Origin of the sequence: Allobosea sp. UNC402CLCol, assembly GCF_000745475.1 — a bacterium.
Taxonomy (GTDB): domain Bacteria; phylum Pseudomonadota; class Alphaproteobacteria; order Rhizobiales; family Beijerinckiaceae; genus Allobosea; species Allobosea spartocytisi.
Window position 1 is genome coordinate 89,326 of record NZ_JQJJ01000013.1, and the last position, 15,658, is coordinate 104,983.

Annotated in this window: 15 protein-coding genes and 1 riboswitch; of the genes, 10 read left to right on the forward strand and 5 right to left on the reverse strand. The window is 69.4% G+C overall.

The window, feature by feature from the left end:
• From GY40_RS16660 to cobU, 4 genes are all read right to left on the reverse strand, one after another.
• On the reverse strand, positions 1-1,656 hold the full coding sequence (locus GY40_RS16660; protein WP_038364566.1) for an acyl-CoA dehydrogenase family protein: 1,656 nt from the start codon (positions 1,654-1,656) through the stop codon (positions 1-3).
• Positions 1,653-2,273, reverse strand: a complete 621-nt coding sequence (locus GY40_RS16665; RefSeq protein ID WP_038364567.1) for a TetR/AcrR family transcriptional regulator — start codon at positions 2,271-2,273, stop codon at positions 1,653-1,655. The genes GY40_RS16660 and GY40_RS16665 overlap by 4 nt, the downstream gene beginning before the upstream one ends.
• A gap of 296 nt (positions 2,274-2,569) precedes the next feature.
• Positions 2,570-3,178, reverse strand: a complete 609-nt coding sequence (gene cobO, locus GY40_RS16670) for a cob(I)yrinic acid a,c-diamide adenosyltransferase (RefSeq protein WP_038364568.1) — start codon at positions 3,176-3,178, stop codon at positions 2,570-2,572.
• Between the two features lie 13 nt (positions 3,179-3,191).
• Complete coding sequence (cobU, locus tag GY40_RS16675) at positions 3,192-3,710, reverse strand: bifunctional adenosylcobinamide kinase/adenosylcobinamide-phosphate guanylyltransferase (RefSeq protein ID WP_038364569.1); 519 nt, start codon at positions 3,708-3,710, stop codon at positions 3,192-3,194.
• A 181-nt stretch (positions 3,711-3,891) separates the two neighbouring features.
• Positions 3,892-4,079, forward strand: a riboswitch (cobalamin riboswitch).
• 36 nt (positions 4,080-4,115) lie between these two features.
• Between cobU and GY40_RS16680 the strand changes: the two genes are divergently transcribed.
• Genes GY40_RS16680 through cobJ form a run of 9 tightly spaced genes read left to right on the forward strand, consistent with a single transcriptional unit; the run spans position 4,116 to position 13,656 of the window.
• Positions 4,116-4,292, forward strand: coding sequence for a CbtB domain-containing protein (locus GY40_RS16680; protein ID WP_038364570.1), 177 nt, complete (start codon positions 4,116-4,118; stop codon positions 4,290-4,292).
• Between the two features lie 12 nt (positions 4,293-4,304).
• Positions 4,305-5,048: a CbtA family protein gene (locus GY40_RS16685; RefSeq protein WP_038364571.1), complete on the forward strand. Its 744-nt coding sequence runs from the start codon at positions 4,305-4,307 to the stop codon at positions 5,046-5,048.
• Between the two features lie 41 nt (positions 5,049-5,089).
• On the forward strand, positions 5,090-5,479 hold the full coding sequence (locus tag GY40_RS16690) for a DUF1636 family protein (protein WP_038364572.1): 390 nt from the start codon (positions 5,090-5,092) through the stop codon (positions 5,477-5,479).
• A 4-nt stretch (positions 5,480-5,483) separates the two neighbouring features.
• A complete protein-coding gene (gene cobW, locus GY40_RS16695) occupies positions 5,484-6,539 on the forward strand; it encodes a cobalamin biosynthesis protein CobW (protein ID WP_038364573.1) in 1,056 nt (351 codons plus the stop codon).
• 9 nt (positions 6,540-6,548) lie between these two features.
• A complete protein-coding gene (gene cobN, locus GY40_RS16700) occupies positions 6,549-10,106 on the forward strand; it encodes a cobaltochelatase subunit CobN (RefSeq protein ID WP_038364575.1) in 3,558 nt (1,185 codons plus the stop codon).
• Positions 10,103-11,494 carry a hypothetical protein gene (locus tag GY40_RS16705; protein ID WP_051988202.1) on the forward strand — a complete coding sequence of 464 codons (1,392 nt, stop codon included), beginning with the start codon at positions 10,103-10,105 and terminating at the stop codon, positions 11,492-11,494. The genes cobN and GY40_RS16705 overlap by 4 nt, the downstream gene beginning before the upstream one ends.
• Positions 11,491-12,123 (forward strand): precorrin-8X methylmutase, encoded by a 633-nt coding sequence (locus GY40_RS16710; protein ID WP_038364577.1) that lies wholly within the window; start codon positions 11,491-11,493, stop codon positions 12,121-12,123. The genes GY40_RS16705 and GY40_RS16710 overlap by 4 nt, the downstream gene beginning before the upstream one ends.
• A complete protein-coding gene (locus GY40_RS16715; protein ID WP_038364579.1) occupies positions 12,098-12,868 on the forward strand; it encodes a precorrin-2 C(20)-methyltransferase in 771 nt (256 codons plus the stop codon). Before GY40_RS16710 ends, GY40_RS16715 begins: the two co-directional genes overlap by 26 nt.
• The gene (cobJ, locus tag GY40_RS16720) at positions 12,865-13,656 is read left to right on the forward strand and encodes a precorrin-3B C(17)-methyltransferase (protein ID WP_038364581.1); all 792 of its coding nucleotides are present in this window, start codon (positions 12,865-12,867) and stop codon (positions 13,654-13,656) included. Before GY40_RS16715 ends, cobJ begins: the two co-directional genes overlap by 4 nt.
• Here cobJ and GY40_RS16725 read toward each other — a convergent pair.
• Positions 13,599-14,363 (reverse strand): cobalt-precorrin-6A reductase, encoded by a 765-nt coding sequence (locus GY40_RS16725; RefSeq protein ID WP_051988203.1) that lies wholly within the window; start codon positions 14,361-14,363, stop codon positions 13,599-13,601. The genes cobJ and GY40_RS16725 overlap by 58 nt on opposite strands.
• Between GY40_RS16725 and GY40_RS16730 the strand changes: the two genes are divergently transcribed.
• The gene (locus tag GY40_RS16730) at positions 14,362-15,609 is read left to right on the forward strand and encodes a bifunctional cobalt-precorrin-7 (C(5))-methyltransferase/cobalt-precorrin-6B (C(15))-methyltransferase (RefSeq protein ID WP_051988204.1); all 1,248 of its coding nucleotides are present in this window, start codon (positions 14,362-14,364) and stop codon (positions 15,607-15,609) included. The genes GY40_RS16725 and GY40_RS16730 overlap by 2 nt on opposite strands.
• Positions 15,610-15,658: the final 49 nt, after the last annotated feature.

The following is a 15,658-nucleotide window of genomic DNA, read 5'->3' on the forward strand; positions in this document are numbered from 1 at the left end:
CTAGTTGGGAACGGGCACGGCTCTCCCTGCGATCGCCTGCAGAGCGGCGCCCTGCGGCAGCGAGCCGAAATGTCCCGACCAGCCGCCGGCCAGCCGCGAGGCAACGAAGGCGTCGGCGACCGCATGCGGCGCGTGGCGGATCAAGAGCGAGGCCGACAGGGCCAGCGCCATCCGCTCGACGAAGCGTCGCGCCAGATGCTCGTGCCTGAGCACATCGACGAGATCGGTCTCCAGCTCGGTCAGGAAGGCGTCGTAGCGCGGATCGTTGCCGCGGGCGGCGCGCAATTCGTCGAGCAGGGCCGGCACGCAATCGGGATAGCGGCGGATCGAGCGGAGCACGTCGAGGCAGACGACATTGCCCGTGCCTTCCCAGATGCCGTTGAGCGGCGCCTCGCGATAGAGCCGCGCCATCAGATGGTCCTCGATGAAGCCGTTGCCGCCATGACATTCCAGCGCCTCGGCGACGACCGGCGTGACGCGCCTGCAATTCCAGTATTTCGCGATCGGCGCGCCGATGCGGCCGAGCAGCTTCTCAGCCTCGCTCTCACCTTCGCGATCGAGCGCATGGACGAAGCGGAAGGCGAGCCAGGCGGAGGCCTCGGCCTCCAGAGCGAGATCGGCGATGACATTCGCCATGATCGGCTGGTCGATCAGTGCCTTCTGGAAGGCGCGGCGATGGGCCGTGTGATGCGCGGCTTGCGCCACCGCATGGCGCATCAACCCGGCCGAGCCGACGGCGAAATCGAGGCGGGTATAGTGGTTCATCTCCAGCCCGGCGCGGATGCCGTGACCGGGCTCCCCGATGAGATGGGCGATCACGCCGCGGAACTCGACCTCGGAGGAGGCATTCGACTTGTTGCCGCACTTGTCCTTGAGCCGCTGGATCTGCAGGCGGTTGCGCGAGCCATCCGGCAGCCAGCCCGGCACGACGAAGCAGGAGACGCCCTCCTCCGTCCGCGCGAGCGTCAGGAACACGTCGGAATGCGGGACGGAGAAGAACCATTTATGGCCGGTGAGGGAATACGTTCCATCGGCATTGCGCGTCGCCACGGTTTGGGTCTGGCGGAGATCCGAGCCGCCCTGCTTCTCGGTCATCGCCATGCCGACCGTGCCGCCGCGCTTCTGCGTGGCCGGCAGGGGGCGCGGGTCGTACTCCGACGAGGTGACCAGCCGGCCGAACTCGGCCCAGCGCGCGGAATCGCGCCGCAGGACGGGGATCGCCGAGTAGGTCATGCCGAGCGGGCAGCAGATGCCGTTCTCGCCCTGGTTCCAGAGATAGGACACCGCCGCGCGCGCCACCTGCGCGCCAGGGCGCGGCTTCGTCCAGCACAGCGCATGGAACTCGTCGCGCATGGCGAGCCCCATCAATTCGTGCCAGGCCGGATGGAACTCGATCTGATCCACGCGGCGGCCCCAGCGATCATGCGTGCGCAATTCCGGCAGGCTGCGATTGGCCTGCCGCGCCAGGTCCTGCACCGCTTGCGACCCGACATGGCCACCGACCACGCCCGCCTGCTCGCGGAACCAGCCCGCGCCGAAGGCATCGAGGATGCGCCCAAGCGCCGGGTCGGCGGCATAGGCGTCATAATCCGCCAGCGCGGGTGCCTGGTTCAGCACCTCATGGGTGTCGTAGCCGTAAGCATCGAGCGTGGTCATGCGGCCTGTCCTTCACGGGAGATCAGCGCGGCGAGGGAAAGATCGGCGAGCGCAGCGGCAATCTCGCGGCCACGCTCGGGACTGATCGAGCGTTCCGGCGAGAGCGGGCCGATCAGCGCCTCCATGAAGCCGCCGACGATCATCGCGGCGGCGGCATCCGAATCGACGGTACGGAAGACGGCCTGTCTCCCGCCTTCGACGACGAGCGCGCGAAAAATGCCGGCGATCTCGCGGCGATAGTCAAGCCGTGTCGCGTCGACCGCTGGGTCGGCGGGCTCGGCGATCATCGACCAGGCGAGGCGGCGATTGGCGAAGGCGCGCCGGGCGAAAGCCTCGACCGCGGCGGTCAGGCGCTCGGTGACGGGAGCATCGCTCGCGGCGATCTCGCGCAGCACGGCGAGCTCGCGCGTCGAGACGATAGCGACGATCTCGGCCATCAGCTCGGCCTTGGAGGAGAAATAGGAATAGACGCTGCCGGTCGAGACGCCGCTGGCGGAGGCCACCGCGGCGATCGAGGTCTCGTGGAAGCCGATTTCGGAGACGATCCCGCGCGCGGCAGAGAGAATCGCCTCCCGCTTCCCGGCCTTGCGCGGTTGCTTTGGCGTTCCGTCGGCCATGCGGGCTCCGAATTGAACTTGAATTCAGATTCAATTTGAGAGCGAATGCCGCCCTCGTCAAGGGGCTCGGGAACTCCTCTCCCGGAAAGGAGAGGAGTAGGGGTAAGGTGTTCCGAGCGAAAACGTCGGCTTGAACCCGACCCGCCGGGAGCCCTCAAGGAACTGGTCCGACCGCTCACACCTCGCCCTGCCCTCTCCTTCCAGGAGAGGGATCCTCGCGCCTCGACCGGGGCCTCCGAAGTCACGTCCCAGAAAGACGACGCTTCCGGCTTCCCGTGCCAACCTGCGAGGCAACCTTAGAACTCGATGCCTTCCTGCGCCTTCACCCCGGCGGCGAAGTGGTGCTTCACCAGCGTCATCTCGGTGACGAGATCGGCGGCCTCGATCAGTTCAGGCTTGGCGTTGCGGCCGGTGACGACGATGTGCAGGTCGGGGCGGCGGGAGCGGAGCACCTCGACCACCTCGGCGAGCGGCAGATAGTCGTAACGCAGGGCGATGTTGAGCTCGTCGAGCACCAGCAATCTGATCTCGGGATCGGCCATCAACTCCCTGGCCTTGACGAAGGCGCGCTCGGCGGCGGCGATGTCGCGGGCTTTGTCCTGCGTCTCCCAGGTGAAGCCCTCGCCCATGCTGTGCCAGCTCACCTGATCGCCGAAGGCTTCGAGCGCCCGGCGCTCGCCGGTCGACCAGGCGCCCTTGATGAACTGCACCACGCCGATGCGCCAGCCATGGCCGAGCGCGCGCAGGATCAGGCCGAAAGCCGCCGTCGACTTGCCCTTGCCGGGGCCGGTGTTGACGATCAGGAGCCCCTTCTCGAGCGTCTTGGAGGCGACCTCGGCGTCCTGCACCGCCTTGCGCTTCTCCATCTTCGCCTTGTGGCGGGCGGCGTCTTCGCTGTCGGTCATCTTTTCATCCGCATCATTTCACGCGCATCGGCAATCCGGCGACCATGAAGACCACGCTGGCAGCGCGCGCCGCAAGCGCCTGATGCAGCCGCCCGGCCTCGTCGCGGAAGCGGCGGGCGAGCGCGTTCTCCGGCACGATGCCGAGGCCGACCTCGTTGCCGACCAGCACGAGCGGGGCGGAGGCGCGCTCGCAGGCAGCGATGAGGGCTTCGCGGGCGGCGGCCGTGTCACGCTCGGCGAGGATGAGGTTGGTCAGCCACAGCGTCAGGCAATCGACCAGGATCGGACGGCCCGCCGGCTGGGCGGCGATGGCCTCGGCCAGATCGAGCGGTGCATCGACCGTCTGCCAGCCGGCGGGCCGGCGGGCGCGATGCTCGGCGATCCGATCGCGCATCTCGTCGTCATAGGCCTGCGCGGTGGCGATATAGGTCCAGGGCGCGGGCAACGCCTCGATCAGCGACTCGGCATGGCGGCTCTTGCCGGAGCGGGCGCCGCCGAGGACGAGGGTGAGATGGGGGATTTCTTTCTGCATCGCATCGGCCGCTGGTTTCACGAGCCCTCATCCTGAGGAGCCGCGTGAGCGGCGTCTCGAAGGATGTTCCAGAAAGCTCCGGAACCATCTGGAGCATCCTTCGAGACGCGCCTGCGGCGCTGCTCAGGATGAGGGCTCGCGGATGACACGTCCTTTGCATTGCACAGCGTCACCGCGAAGGCTAATGATCGTCGCTGACGGTGCCTCCGCGAGGAGGTGAAAAGGGAACGCGGTGCGAGACCGCGGCTGCCCCCGCAACTGTAAGCGGATGTCCTTCGCCATCGGCCACTGGAGCGCACGCTCCGGGAAGGCGGCACAAGGGCGCCAAATCCGCGAGCCAGGAGACCTGCCGTCGACCCGCAACGATCCAACCGGCTGCCGGCGGGGCGGCTACGGAGAACAGTCATGAATACCGTTTCGGTTTCCACCTCGCAGATCAGCGTCTCGGAGCGGGTGAAGGCAGTCGCCGCCGCCCTCATCGTCGGAATCGCATTGGTCTATACGACCGGTTTCGCGGCCTCGACGAATGTCCACAACGCCGCGCACGACACCCGCCACGGCCTCGCCTTTCCCTGCCACTGAGGGAAAGCCATCATGGTCACGCGTGTTCTCACGGTCAGCATTCTGGCCGGGCTCCTGGCTGGCTTGATCGTCGCCGCCCTGCAGCATGTCACCACCACCCCGCTGATCCTCAAGGCGGAAACCTATGAAAACGCCATGCGCGACGGAGCGGGAGCGCATCTCGCCTTCGCGCAGGGCGAAGCTCGCATCATTCTCGCCCATGGCGGCGCCGATCACGCCGAAGGGGCGGAGCATGACGAATGGAAGCCGCAAGACGGCACTCAGCGCATGCTCTTCACCAGCGTCACCACCATCGGCACCGCGATCGGCTTCGCGGCGCTGCTGCTGGCCGGCATGCTCGCGGCGGGCGACAGCATCGACCCGCGCCGCGCGCTGATCTGGGGCGCCTGCGGCTTCCTCGCTTTCGGCCTCGCGCCGGGAATGGGGCTCGCTCCGGAACTGCCGGGAGCCGCCTCGGCCGCCCTGCAGGCGCGCCAGCTCTGGTGGCTCGCGACCGCCATCTCCACCGCGATCGGGCTGTTCCTGTTCCTGCGCTACGAGGCGCCCTGGCTCAAGCTCCTGGCCGTCGTCGTGATCCTGCTGCCGCATCTCGTCGGGGCGCCGCATGCGCCGACGCCGGAGAGCAAGGTGCCGGCCGAGCTCGCGGCGCATTTCACCTCGCTCTCGCTCGGCATCCAGGCCGCGCTCTGGCTGGTCACCGCCTTCATGGTCGGCACGCTCTGGCCCTGGATGAGCCGCCGCGCGGCTGCGGCCTGAGGATAGCGGCGCCTTCGGGCGCCGCGCGAAAGGCAAACCAGATGTCCGAGGGTGACCTCACCATCCATGTCTGCACGGCCTGCCGACGGGCTCGCGCCGACCTCCCCGATGGTTACGACCAGCCGGGACTGGCGCTGGCCCAGCGCCTCGCCGCGCAGCTTGCAGCCAAGGGCAGCACGATCCCCGTGCTGCCCGTCGAATGCCTCGCCGTCTGCAAGCGGCCCTGCACCATCGCGCTCAGCGCCGACGGCAAATGGACCTATCTGATCGGCGACCTCGACACCGACACCCATCTCGACGAGATCGTCGGCGCGGCGGAGGCCTATGCCGCCAGCGCCAACGGCATCGTTCCCTGGAAAGAACGACCGCAGTCCTTCCGCAAGGGCGTGGTCGCGCGCGTGCCGCCTTTGCCGGCGCGCCAGCAAGGATGACATCATGAACGCTCCGCAGAATACGAACCTGGGCAAGGTCCCTTGCACCATCATCACCGGCTTCCTCGGCGCCGGGAAGACGACGCTGGTGCGCCACCTCCTCGAAAACGCGCAGGGCAAGAAGCTCGCCGTGCTCGTCAACGAATTCGGCGATCTCGGCTTCGACGGCGAATTCCTGAAGGGCTGCGGCATCGCCGGCTGCAGCGACGAGGACGTGGTCGAGCTGCCCAATGGCTGCATCTGCTGCACCGTCGCCGACGATTTCGTGCCGGCGCTGGAGAAGCTGCTGAATCGGCCGAACCCGCCCGAGCATATCCTGATCGAGACCTCCGGCCTCGCCCTGCCGAAGCCGCTCGTCACCGCCTTCAACTGGCCGGCGATCCGCTCGCGCGTCACGGTCGACGGCGTCATCGCCGTGGTCGACGGGCCGGCGGTGGCCGAGGGCCAGTTCGCCGATGATCCGGAGGCGCTCGCGGCGCAGAAGGCCGCCGATGCGTCGGTCGAGCACGACAACCCGCTGGAAGAGGTGTTCGAGGACCAGATCCTCTGCGCGGATCTCATCCTGCTCAACAAGAGCGACCTCGTCGACGAGGCCGGCCGCGCGCGCGTTAAGGCCGAGATCGCCGAGCATCTGCCCAAGGCAATCAAGATCGTCGAGACCTCCCATGGCAAGGTCGAGCCGGCGCTGATCGTCGGCCTCGGTGCCGCGGCCGAAAGCGACCTCGCCGCCCGCCCCTCGCATCATGGCGAGGGCGAGCACGATCACGACCATGACGATTTCGACTCGGTCGCCGTGCCGCTGCCGGCCGGCTTGTCCCCCGAGGAGCTCACGGCGCGCGTCGCCAGGGCCGCCGAGGCCGAGGGCGTGCTGCGGCTCAAGGGCTTCACCGCCGTGCCGGGCAAGCCGATGCGGCTCGTCGTGCAGGGCGTCGGCCGCCGCGTCGGCCATCATTTCGACCGGCCCTGGGCAACGAGCGAAGCCCGCGACGGGCGCCTCACCGTGATCGGGCTCAAGGGCTTCGATCTCAAGGCCGTGGAAGCGGCTCTCGCGGGGGCGTAACATCGGCCGATGCATCTTCTCCCGACCAGCGAGATCCGGCTCGACGACGGCGAAGACGCCGTCGATCTCGCCCTGCCGCCGGGAGATGTGCTCGTCCTGTCCTTCACCGACAGCGACCTCTCGGCGCTGGCGGCGGCGGCGGGTGGCAGCAGCCTGTTGGTGCGCCTCGCGCCGCTTCGGCGCTTGAAGCATCCGCTTTCGGTGGACTTCCTGATCGAGAAGACGGCGCAGCAGTGTCGCTTCGTGCTGCTGCGCTGCCTCGGCGGCCTCGACTACTGGCGCTACGGCATCGAGCAGTTCGGCATCGCCTGCCGCGAACGGGGCATTCCGCTCGCGATCCTGCCCGGCGACGAGCGCGACGATCCGAGGCTCGGCGAACATGCGACGGTGCCGGCGGAGCTTGCGGCGGAACTGCTGGCCTATTTCCAGGCGGGCGGCGGCGCCGAGAACATGCGGCGGATGCTGGCGCGGATTTCCGCATATGTGACAGAGGTTCAACCCTCATCCGGCCCGGCTTCGCCGGGCCACCTTCTCCCCCGAGCGGAGAAGGACGAGACGGATATCACCGCATCCTTCTCCGCTCGGGGGAGAAGGTGCCGGCAGGCGGATGAGGGCCGGCGCGACGCGACCGATCTTGCGCCTTTTCCTCTCCCAGCTTTCTTCGCGCTCGATGGCGACGGCCTTCCTCTGCCCTGGCGAGACGCCCTTACCGCCCTGCCGGCAGACAAGCCGCTCGTCCCGATCCTGCTCTACCGCTCCGGCGTCGCGGCCGGCGACACGGCCATGGCCGAGGCGATGACCGCCGCCCTCGCCGCCCGCGGCCTCGCGCCCCTGCCCCTGGCCCTGACCAGCCTGAAGGACCCGGCTGTCACGGCGGAGCTCGCAGCGCTGATCGCGACCCGCAGACCCGAACTGATCGTCACCACCACCGCCTTCTCTGCTCGCGAAGGCACCGATTTCGTGCTCGACGCCGCCAATTGCCCGATCCTGCAGGCCATGCCCGTCGGCAGTCCGCGCGAGGCCTGGGACGCCTCGCCGCGCGGCCTTTCCGCCGCCGATCTCGCCATGCAGGTGGCGCTGCCGGAATTCGACGGACGCATCGGCGCCATTCCGGTCGCCTTCAAGGCGGAGGAGAATGACCCGGCGACCGGACTTACCATCCGCCGGCTGGTGCCGGATGCCGAGGGCATCGCCGCGCTGGCCGATCTCGCGGCCGGCTGGATCGCTCTCGCACTGAAGCCTGCAGCGGAGCGCCGGCTGGCGCTGGTGATGTCGGACTATCCCGCGCGCGGCGGCCGGGCCGGCTTCGCCGTCGGGCTCGACACGCCGGCGAGCGTGACGGCGATCCGGGAATTGCTGGCCGAGGCGGGATATGAGGTTGGACCGTTATCCTCCACCGTCATCCCGGGCGACCAAACGGAAACCCGGGATCCATGCCTGAACCTTTCCGAGCGACGTTCCGGCATGGATCCCGGATCGACGCCGCTGACGCGTCTTGTCCGGGATGACAGCGCAGATATGAATGAGGGGGCTAGCTTGATGGCAGCCCTCACCACCGGGGCTGCCGAGCTGAGCATTCCGCTCACAGCCTATAGCGACTGGCTCGCCGCGATCCCTGCCCCCGCCCGCGAAACACTCCTCGCCGCCCATGGCGCGCCTGAGGCCGATCCAGCCTGCCGCGACGGCGCCTTCCATTTCCGCGCCGTCCGCCATGGCAACCTCATCGTCGCCCTGCAACCGGCTCGCGATGCGACGCCCGACCGCAAGGCTGTTTATCACGACCCCGACGCGCCGCCCGGTCACGGCTATCTCGCCTTCTACCTTGCGTTGCGCCAGTCCGAAGCCATCGACGCGCTGATCCATCTCGGCACGCACGGCACGACGGAATGGCTACCGGGCAAGGCGGTGGCGCTCTCGGCCGGCTGCTGGCCACGCCTCGCTGTCGGCGGGCTGCCGGTGATCTACCCTTATGTTGTCGACGATCCCGGCGAAGCAGCGCCCGCCAAGCGGCGGCTCTCAGCCCTTACGCTCGGCCATCTGCCGCCGCCGCTGGCCGAGACGGAAGCCGCCGGCGAAACCGCACTGCTGCGCGACCTCGTCGAGGAGTTCTCGCAGGCGCAGGTGCTGGATCCGCGCCGCGCCGACGTCGTCGCCGCGGAAATCCGGGCGCGGGCCGAAGCGAGTGGGCTCGCGGCCTCCTGCGGCGTCGCGCCGGACATGTCGATGAGCGAGGCGTTGACGCGGCTCGACGCGCATCTCTGTGACATCGCCGAACTGCCCTTCCGCGATGGCCTGCATATCTTCGGCCATTCCGACGCCGACCCGGCCTCCGCCCGCAACGAGCGCGAAAACCTGCTCGCCGCGCTCGACGGCCGCTTCGTCCCGCCCGGCCCAGCCGGCTCGCCGCATCGCGGACGTCCGGACGTGCTGCCGACCGGGCGCAATCTCTCGACGCTCGACCCCCGCGCGATCCCGACGCGGGCGGCGGCCCGACTGGGCCAGCTCGCGGCGCAAGCGGTGGTGTCGCGCCACCTGCAGGATCACGGCGACTATCCCCGCCGGATCGTCATGGACCTTTGGGCCTCGCCGACGCTGCGCTCGGGCGGCGAGGACATCGCCCATGCGCTGGCGCTGATGGGCGTCGAGCCCCTCTGGGACTCGGCCTCGTCCCGCGTCACCGGCTTCAGCATCATCCCGCAGCCGAAGCTGGCCTTCCCGCGCCTCGACGTGACCGTACGGATTTCCGGCACCTTCCGCGACACCTTTCCGGGGCAGATCGCGCTGATCGACCAGGCGGCGCACGCAGTCGCGGCGCTCGACGAGCCGAATGACTGGAACGAGCCCGCCGCGGCCCGTCGTCGCGGCGAGCATGGCGGCCGCATCTTCGGCGCCGCGCCCGGCCGCTATGGCGCGGCCATGGCCGACCGCGCACTCGACGGCGACTGGACCGAGCGAGCAGAGCTCGGCGCCGCCTATCTCGCCGCTTCCGACCATGCCTATGGCGGCCCGGAAGGCGCGGCCACAGCCGATGCCGGCTTTGCCGGGCGCATCAAGGCTTCCGACGCGTTCATCCATGTCAGCGACACCGCCGGACGCGACATCCTCGAAGCCAGCAGCGCGGCCGACGTGATCGGCGGGCTCGCGGCGGCGGCGAAGGCGCTCGGCGCCGATCCGGCGCTCTACAGCCTCGACAGTTCCAACCCGGAAGCGCCGAAGGCACGCACATTGGCCGAGGATATCGGCCGCATCGTCCATGGCCGCCTGACCCATCCGCGCTGGATCGCCGGGCAGCTCGCCCATGGCTGGCGCGGCGCGGCAGAACTCGCGGAGGCTGTCGATACGCTCTTCGTCTTCGCGGCGAGCACCGATGCTGTCGCGGATGGGCTATTCGATGCGGTGTTCCAGGCCTATTGCGCCGATCCACAGGTCTGGGCGGCGCTCGAAGCCAACAATGCGCCGGCTGCCGCCTCGATCCGGTCCCGGCTCGCCGATGCCGCACGGCGCGGACTCTGGACGAGCCGGCGCAACTCGGTCGGCGCCTTCCTGGCGCGGGAGGCCGCAGAATGAGCGCGCTGTCCCGAAAGGAATCGCTGGCGTCGGCGGAAGCGCTGAGGCGCGGCTGGTGCCCGAGCACGTTGAAGCCGATGGAGACCGGCGATGGCTGGCTGGTGCGCCTGCATCCGCCTGGGGCAAGGCTGACTCCCATGCAATTGCGACAGATTGCGGCTCTGGCCGGCGAGCATGGCAATGGGCTGATCGAGATCTCGGCGCGCGCCAATCTGCAGATCCGCGGCGTGAAGCCCGAGAGACACCCGGCGCTGGTCGAGCGACTGCTGGCGGAGCGTCTCGTCGATGAACATGACGGCGACGGGCCGCAGCGGCTGACACTGGTTTCGCCGCTGGCGGGATTCAACGAGGCCGTCCTGCTCGGGCTCGACCCGAGCATCTCTTCGACGCGTTTCTCGGCTCGGCGCCACGCGCCGCCCGAGAATGACGGCCGGGGCTTGGTCGATGCCTTCGCGCTGGCCGAGCAGATCGAAGGGCAGGCCCGCGCGATTCCAGGCCTGCCGGCCAAGCTCTGCGTCATCGTCGACGATGGCGGCCCCCAAGCGCTGGATGGGTTCGCTTGTGATATCCGGCTCGTCGGCATCGGAGCCGGGCGTGTGGCGCTGGGCCTTGCCGATCGTCTCTGGCGCGGCCCGATCCCCGGCGATGACGCTGCCGCAGCGGTTGAAACCATCCTGGACCGCTTTGCGAAGCTGCGAAGCGCGGCGCCCGACCGCGTCCGCCGCCTGCGCGATCTGTTGCCTGAAGCCCTGGCCGGCCTCACCGCCTTGCCCGACATCACCGCGCCGATGCGACGCCCTCCGCCCCGGCGCGCCGGGCTGTTCAAGCTGGCGGAGAAGCGTTTCGCGGCGCTCATCGGCCTGCCCTTCGGCCGCTGCGATGCGGCGGCGCTCGACAAGCTCGGCGCGGGCACCGAGGCGAGCCTGGCCGATATCCGGCTTTCGCCCTGGCGGGGGCTCGCCTTCCGCAATCTCGACCGCAGGGAAGCCGTGAACCTGCTCGCACTGGCAGGTGATCTCGGGCTGATCACGCGCGACGACGATCCGCGCCTCTCGGTGCAGGCCTGCGCCGGCAGCCCCGCCTGCTCGCGTGCAGAGGCACCGACCATGGCGGATGCGGCCGTTCTCGCCGACGCGGCCGCCGGCCTCCTTGCGCAGGGCGTGACCCTGCATGTCTCCGGCTGCGTCAAGGCCTGCGCCCATCCCGCTGCCGCCGACCTCACGCTGGTCGGGCGACGGGGCGAATATGATGTCGTGCTCGGCGGCACGACGCGGGACAAGCCGCTTGCGACGCTTGACCTTTCGGCGCTGCTCACGCGATTGCAGCCGGGACAAGAGATTCACGCGCGCCTGACCGAGGCCGCGCGTTCAACAGGACCGCGCGGTTGAGCAGGGCATACGATTATATTCAGGACGGGGCGGCGATCTACGAACGCTCCTTCGCCATCATCCGCGCCGAGGCTGATCTCGCCCGCTTCGGCGGAGCGGCCGAGCGCGTCGTGGTGCGCATGATCCATGCCTGCGGCATGACCGATCTGCCTGATGACGTCGAGATGTCGGCGGATTTCGCCGCGGCTGCGCAAAGCGCTCTCAGGGCCGGCGCGCCGATCCTTTGCGACGCGAAGATGGTCGCCAATGGCGTGACGCGCGCGCGGCTGCCGGCTGGCAACGAAGTGCTCTGCACGCTTGACGATCCGCAGGTTCCGGCTCTTGCCGCCGGGATGGGCACGACCCGCTCCGCCGCCGCGATGGAGCTGTGGAAGCCCCGGCTCGCCGGCTCGATCGTCGTGATCGGCAATGCGCCGACCTCGCTGTTCCGCCTTCTGGAAATGCTCGATGCCGGTGCGCCGAGGCCTGCGGCCGTGATCGGCATTCCTGTCGGCTTTGTCGGCGCGGCGGAATCGAAGGAAGCGCTGGCCAAGGACGGCCGCGTGCCCTTCGTCGTGGTGCATGGGCGGCGCGGCGGCTCGGCGATGGCGGCGGCAGCCGTCAATGCGCTGGCGCAGGACAAGGAATAGCCAGGTGAGCGGGACAGTGAAGAGCCTGCTCTACGGCGTCGGCCTCGGGCCGGGCGCACCGGATCTGATGACGGTCAGGGCCCGCGAGATCATCCTCTCGGCCGACCGGCTCGTGCATTTCTGCAAGCGCGGCCGGCGCGGCAATGCCCGCGGCACGGCCGACGCGATCATCGCGCCCGATCCGGCCCGCGAGATCGAGCTCGCCTTTCCGGTGACGATCGAGGCCAATGTCGGCGAGCCCGATTATGACGGACCGATCGCCGCCTTCTACGAGGAGGCGGCCGAGCGCCTCGCGGCGGAGCTGCAGGCCGGGCGGACGCTCGCCGTGCTCTGCGACGGCGACCCGTTCTTCTACGGCTCCTTCATGCATCTGTGGCGGCGGCTCTCCCCGCGCTTCCCGACCGAGATCGTGCCCGGCGTCACCGGCATGACCGGCGCCTGGGGCGAGGCCGGTGCGCCGATCACCTGGGGCGACGACGTCATGACCGTGCTGCCCGGCACGCTGCCGGAGGCGGAGCTGGCGCGCCGCCTCGCCGATACCGACGCCGCCGTGATCATGAAGCTCGGCCGCAACCTGCCGAAGGTGCGCCGGGCGCTTGTGGCCGCCGGGCTGGAAGGGCGCGCGATCTATGTCGAGCGCGCGACCATGGCGCGGCAGGTGGTGGCGCGGCTTACCGACAAGGTCGATGACGAGGCTCCCTATTTCGCGATGGTGCTGGTGCCCGGCGAAGGGCGACGCCTGTGACCGGCTCCCTCACCATCGTCGGCCTCGGCCCGGGCACGGCGGAGTGGATCACGCCGGCCGCGCAGGCGGCGCTCGATGCCGCGACCGACATCGTCGGCTACGGCCCCTATGTCGACCGGGTGCCGGAGCGGGAGGGACTGACCAAGCACGCCTCCGACAACCGCGTCGAGGTCGAACGGGCCTCCCATGCGCTGCGGCTGGCGGCGGAGGGCCGCAAGGTCGCAGTCGTCTCAGGCGGCGATCCCGGCGTCTTCGCCATGGCGGCGGCAGTGTTCGAGGCGCTTGAGGCCGGCCCCGCCGAATGGCGTGCACTTCCGATCACGGTGGAACCCGGCATCACCGCGATGCTGGCAGCGGCTGCGAAGGTCGGGGCCCCGCTCGGCGGCGATTTCTGCGCTATCTCGCTCTCGGACAATCTCAAGCCCTGGGACGTCGTGACGGCACGGCTCGGAGCCGCACTCGCGGCCGATTTCGTGATCTGCCTCTACAATCCGATCTCGAAGGCGCGGCCCTGGCAGCTCGGCAAGGCGCTGGAGCTGGCGGCAACGCATCGCGACGCGGCGACGCCGGTGCTCTTCGCCCGCGCGGTCGGGCGGCCGGACGAGAGCCTGCGCATCTTGACGCTGGCCGAAGCTATCGCGGCCGCGGGCACGGCCGATATGGCGACCCTGGTGATGATCGGCGCGTCCAGCACGCGGTTGATCGCGCGCGAGGGCGGAGCCCCTTACGTCTACACGCCGCGCTCGGTGACGAAGAGCCCCTGCGTCACTAGCCAGGGCAGGACCTGATCGATATGATCGACGGTCTCGACATCGGGCTTGGGTGGGCGCTCAACCATCACCACCGGCAGGGAGAGCCGGCGCGCGGCCGTGAGCTTGCCGACGGTCGCCGGCCCGCCCGAATTCTTGCTGACCAGGACCTCGACGCCTTCGCGGCGCATCAGATCCTCCTCGTCGTCGGCATCGAAGGGACCGCGCTGCTGGATGACGTCGACATGTGGCACCGGCAAGCGGTCGCCGATCGGCTCGATGGCGCGCACCAGATAGCGATGCTGCGGCGCATCGGCGAAGGCTGGCAATTCGAGGCGGCCGACGGTCAGGAAGACCCGCCGGGGTTCACGTCCCAGCGCCTGGACCGCCGCCTCGATGTCCGGCACGGACTTCCAGCGGTCGCCGTCGCGCGGTTTCCAGGAATCGCGCCGGATCGCCAGCAGCGGCACGCCTTCCGCCTTGCAGGCATGCTCGGCATGGAAGGGCATGATCGCAGCGAAGGGATGGGTCGCATCGACGACGGCGACGATGCCCTCCTCGACGAGGTAGCGCCTGAGACCCTCGATGCCGCCGAAGCCGCCGATCCGCACCGGCAGATTCGTCGGCCGGGGATCGACGGTATGCCCCGCCAGCGAGATAATGGCACGAATTTCGGGAGCCTGATCAGCCAGAAGCTGGTCAAGCGCAGCAGCTTCGCTCGTTCCGCCAAGGATGAGGACGGTCATGCCGGCAGTCTTACGTGAATCGGTTATTCTGTCGAGCCGCCCGGCTTCGCCCTGGCTCTCGCTGATCGGCCTCGGGGAAGATGGCGCCGCCGGACTCTGCCGAGAAGCGCTCGCGGCGCTGAACGAAGCCGAGATCGTCTTCGGCGGCGAGCGGCATATCGCGCTGGTCGGCTCCGTCCCCGGCGAGCTTCGCTCCTGGCCGCAGCCCTTCCGCAACGCCCTGCCGCAGATTCTGAAGGAGCGCGGCCGCAAGGTCTGCGTGCTCGCGACGAGCGACCCGTTCCATTACGGCATCGGCAACAGCCTGAGCCGGGCGATCCCGCCCGAGGAGATACGGATCATCCCGCAGCTCTCCTCCTTCTCGATGGCCTGCACGCGGATGCGCTGGCCGCAGGAGGAATGCGCGCTGGTCTCGCTGCATGGCCGCACGCTCTACCGGATCGTGCCGCATCTGCAGCCTGATGCCCGCATCCTCGCTTTGTCCTGGGACGAGACGACGCCGCGCGCCGTCGCCGAACTGATGACCGCGCGCGGCATGGGCGCAAGCCGTATCGTGGTAATGGAATCGCTCGGCGGCCCGCAGGAGCGCATCCGCGAATGCCGCGCCGATGCTTTCGCGCTCGACGATATCGTGCCGCTCAACCTGATCGCGGTCGAGGTCGCGGCCACCCGTGACTCGCGCATCCTCCCGCTGACGCCGGGGCTCGACGAGGAATGGTTCGCCCATGACGGGCAGATCACCAAATCGGAGATTCGCGCCATCACGCTGTCGGCACTGGCGCCGCGCGCGGGCGAATTGCTCTGGGATGTCGGGGCCGGGTCGGGCTCGGTCGCCGTCGAATGGTGCCAGCGCCACACCCGCAACCGGGCCATCGCCTTCGAGGCCCGCAGCGAGCGGGCCGAGCGGATCGCCCGCAACCGGCTCGAGCTCGGCGGGCTTACCGTCGAAGTGGTGGGTGCGGCGCCGGCCGGCTTCGTCGGACAGGAGGCGCCGGACGCCGTCTTCATCGGCGGCGGCCTGACGGAGGAGGGGTTGTTCGAGGCCGCCTGGGCGGCGCTCAAGCCGGGCGGCCGGCTCGTCGCCAATGTCGTCACCCTCGAGGGCGAGGCGAAGCTCGCCGCGCTCCATGCCGAACATGGCGGCTCGCTCAGGCGCATCTCGATCGACCGGCTGGCGCCGGTCGGCGGCAAGCATGGCTGGCGCCCGGCGATGCCGGTGACGCAGTGGCGGATCGAGAAGCCTTGAAGGCCGCTTCGCGTTCCCCCTCCTCCATCGTCATTCCGGACAAGCCGCA

Bases quoted from the DNA above. Each gene is read 5' to 3' on its own strand.
- GY40_RS16665 (WP_038364567.1), bottom strand. From the start codon at position 2,273: ATGGCCGACGGAACGCCAAAGCAACCGCGCAAGGCCGGGAAGCGGGAG.
- GY40_RS16680 (WP_038364570.1), top strand. From the start codon at position 4,116: ATGAATACCGTTTCGGTTTCCACCTCGCAGATCAGCGTCTCGGAGCGG.
- cobU (WP_038364569.1), bottom strand. From the start codon at position 3,710: ATGCAGAAAGAAATCCCCCATCTCACCCTCGTCCTCGGCGGCGCCCGC.
- GY40_RS16690 (WP_038364572.1), top strand. From the start codon at position 5,090: ATGTCCGAGGGTGACCTCACCATCCATGTCTGCACGGCCTGCCGACGG.
- GY40_RS16685 (WP_038364571.1), top strand. From the start codon at position 4,305: ATGGTCACGCGTGTTCTCACGGTCAGCATTCTGGCCGGGCTCCTGGCT.
- GY40_RS16725 (WP_051988203.1), bottom strand. From the start codon at position 14,363: ATGACCGTCCTCATCCTTGGCGGAACGAGCGAAGCTGCTGCGCTTGAC.
- GY40_RS16705 (WP_051988202.1), top strand. From the start codon at position 10,103: ATGAGCGCGCTGTCCCGAAAGGAATCGCTGGCGTCGGCGGAAGCGCTG.
- cobN (WP_038364575.1), top strand. From the start codon at position 6,549: ATGCATCTTCTCCCGACCAGCGAGATCCGGCTCGACGACGGCGAAGAC.
- cobO (WP_038364568.1), bottom strand. From the start codon at position 3,178: ATGACCGACAGCGAAGACGCCGCCCGCCACAAGGCGAAGATGGAGAAG.
- GY40_RS16715 (WP_038364579.1), top strand. From the start codon at position 12,098: ATGCGCTGGCGCAGGACAAGGAATAGCCAGGTGAGCGGGACAGTGAAG.
- GY40_RS16730 (WP_051988204.1), top strand. From the start codon at position 14,362: ATGCCGGCAGTCTTACGTGAATCGGTTATTCTGTCGAGCCGCCCGGCT.
- GY40_RS16660 (WP_038364566.1), bottom strand. From the start codon at position 1,656: ATGACCACGCTCGATGCTTACGGCTACGACACCCATGAGGTGCTGAAC.
- cobW (WP_038364573.1), top strand. From the start codon at position 5,484: ATGAACGCTCCGCAGAATACGAACCTGGGCAAGGTCCCTTGCACCATC.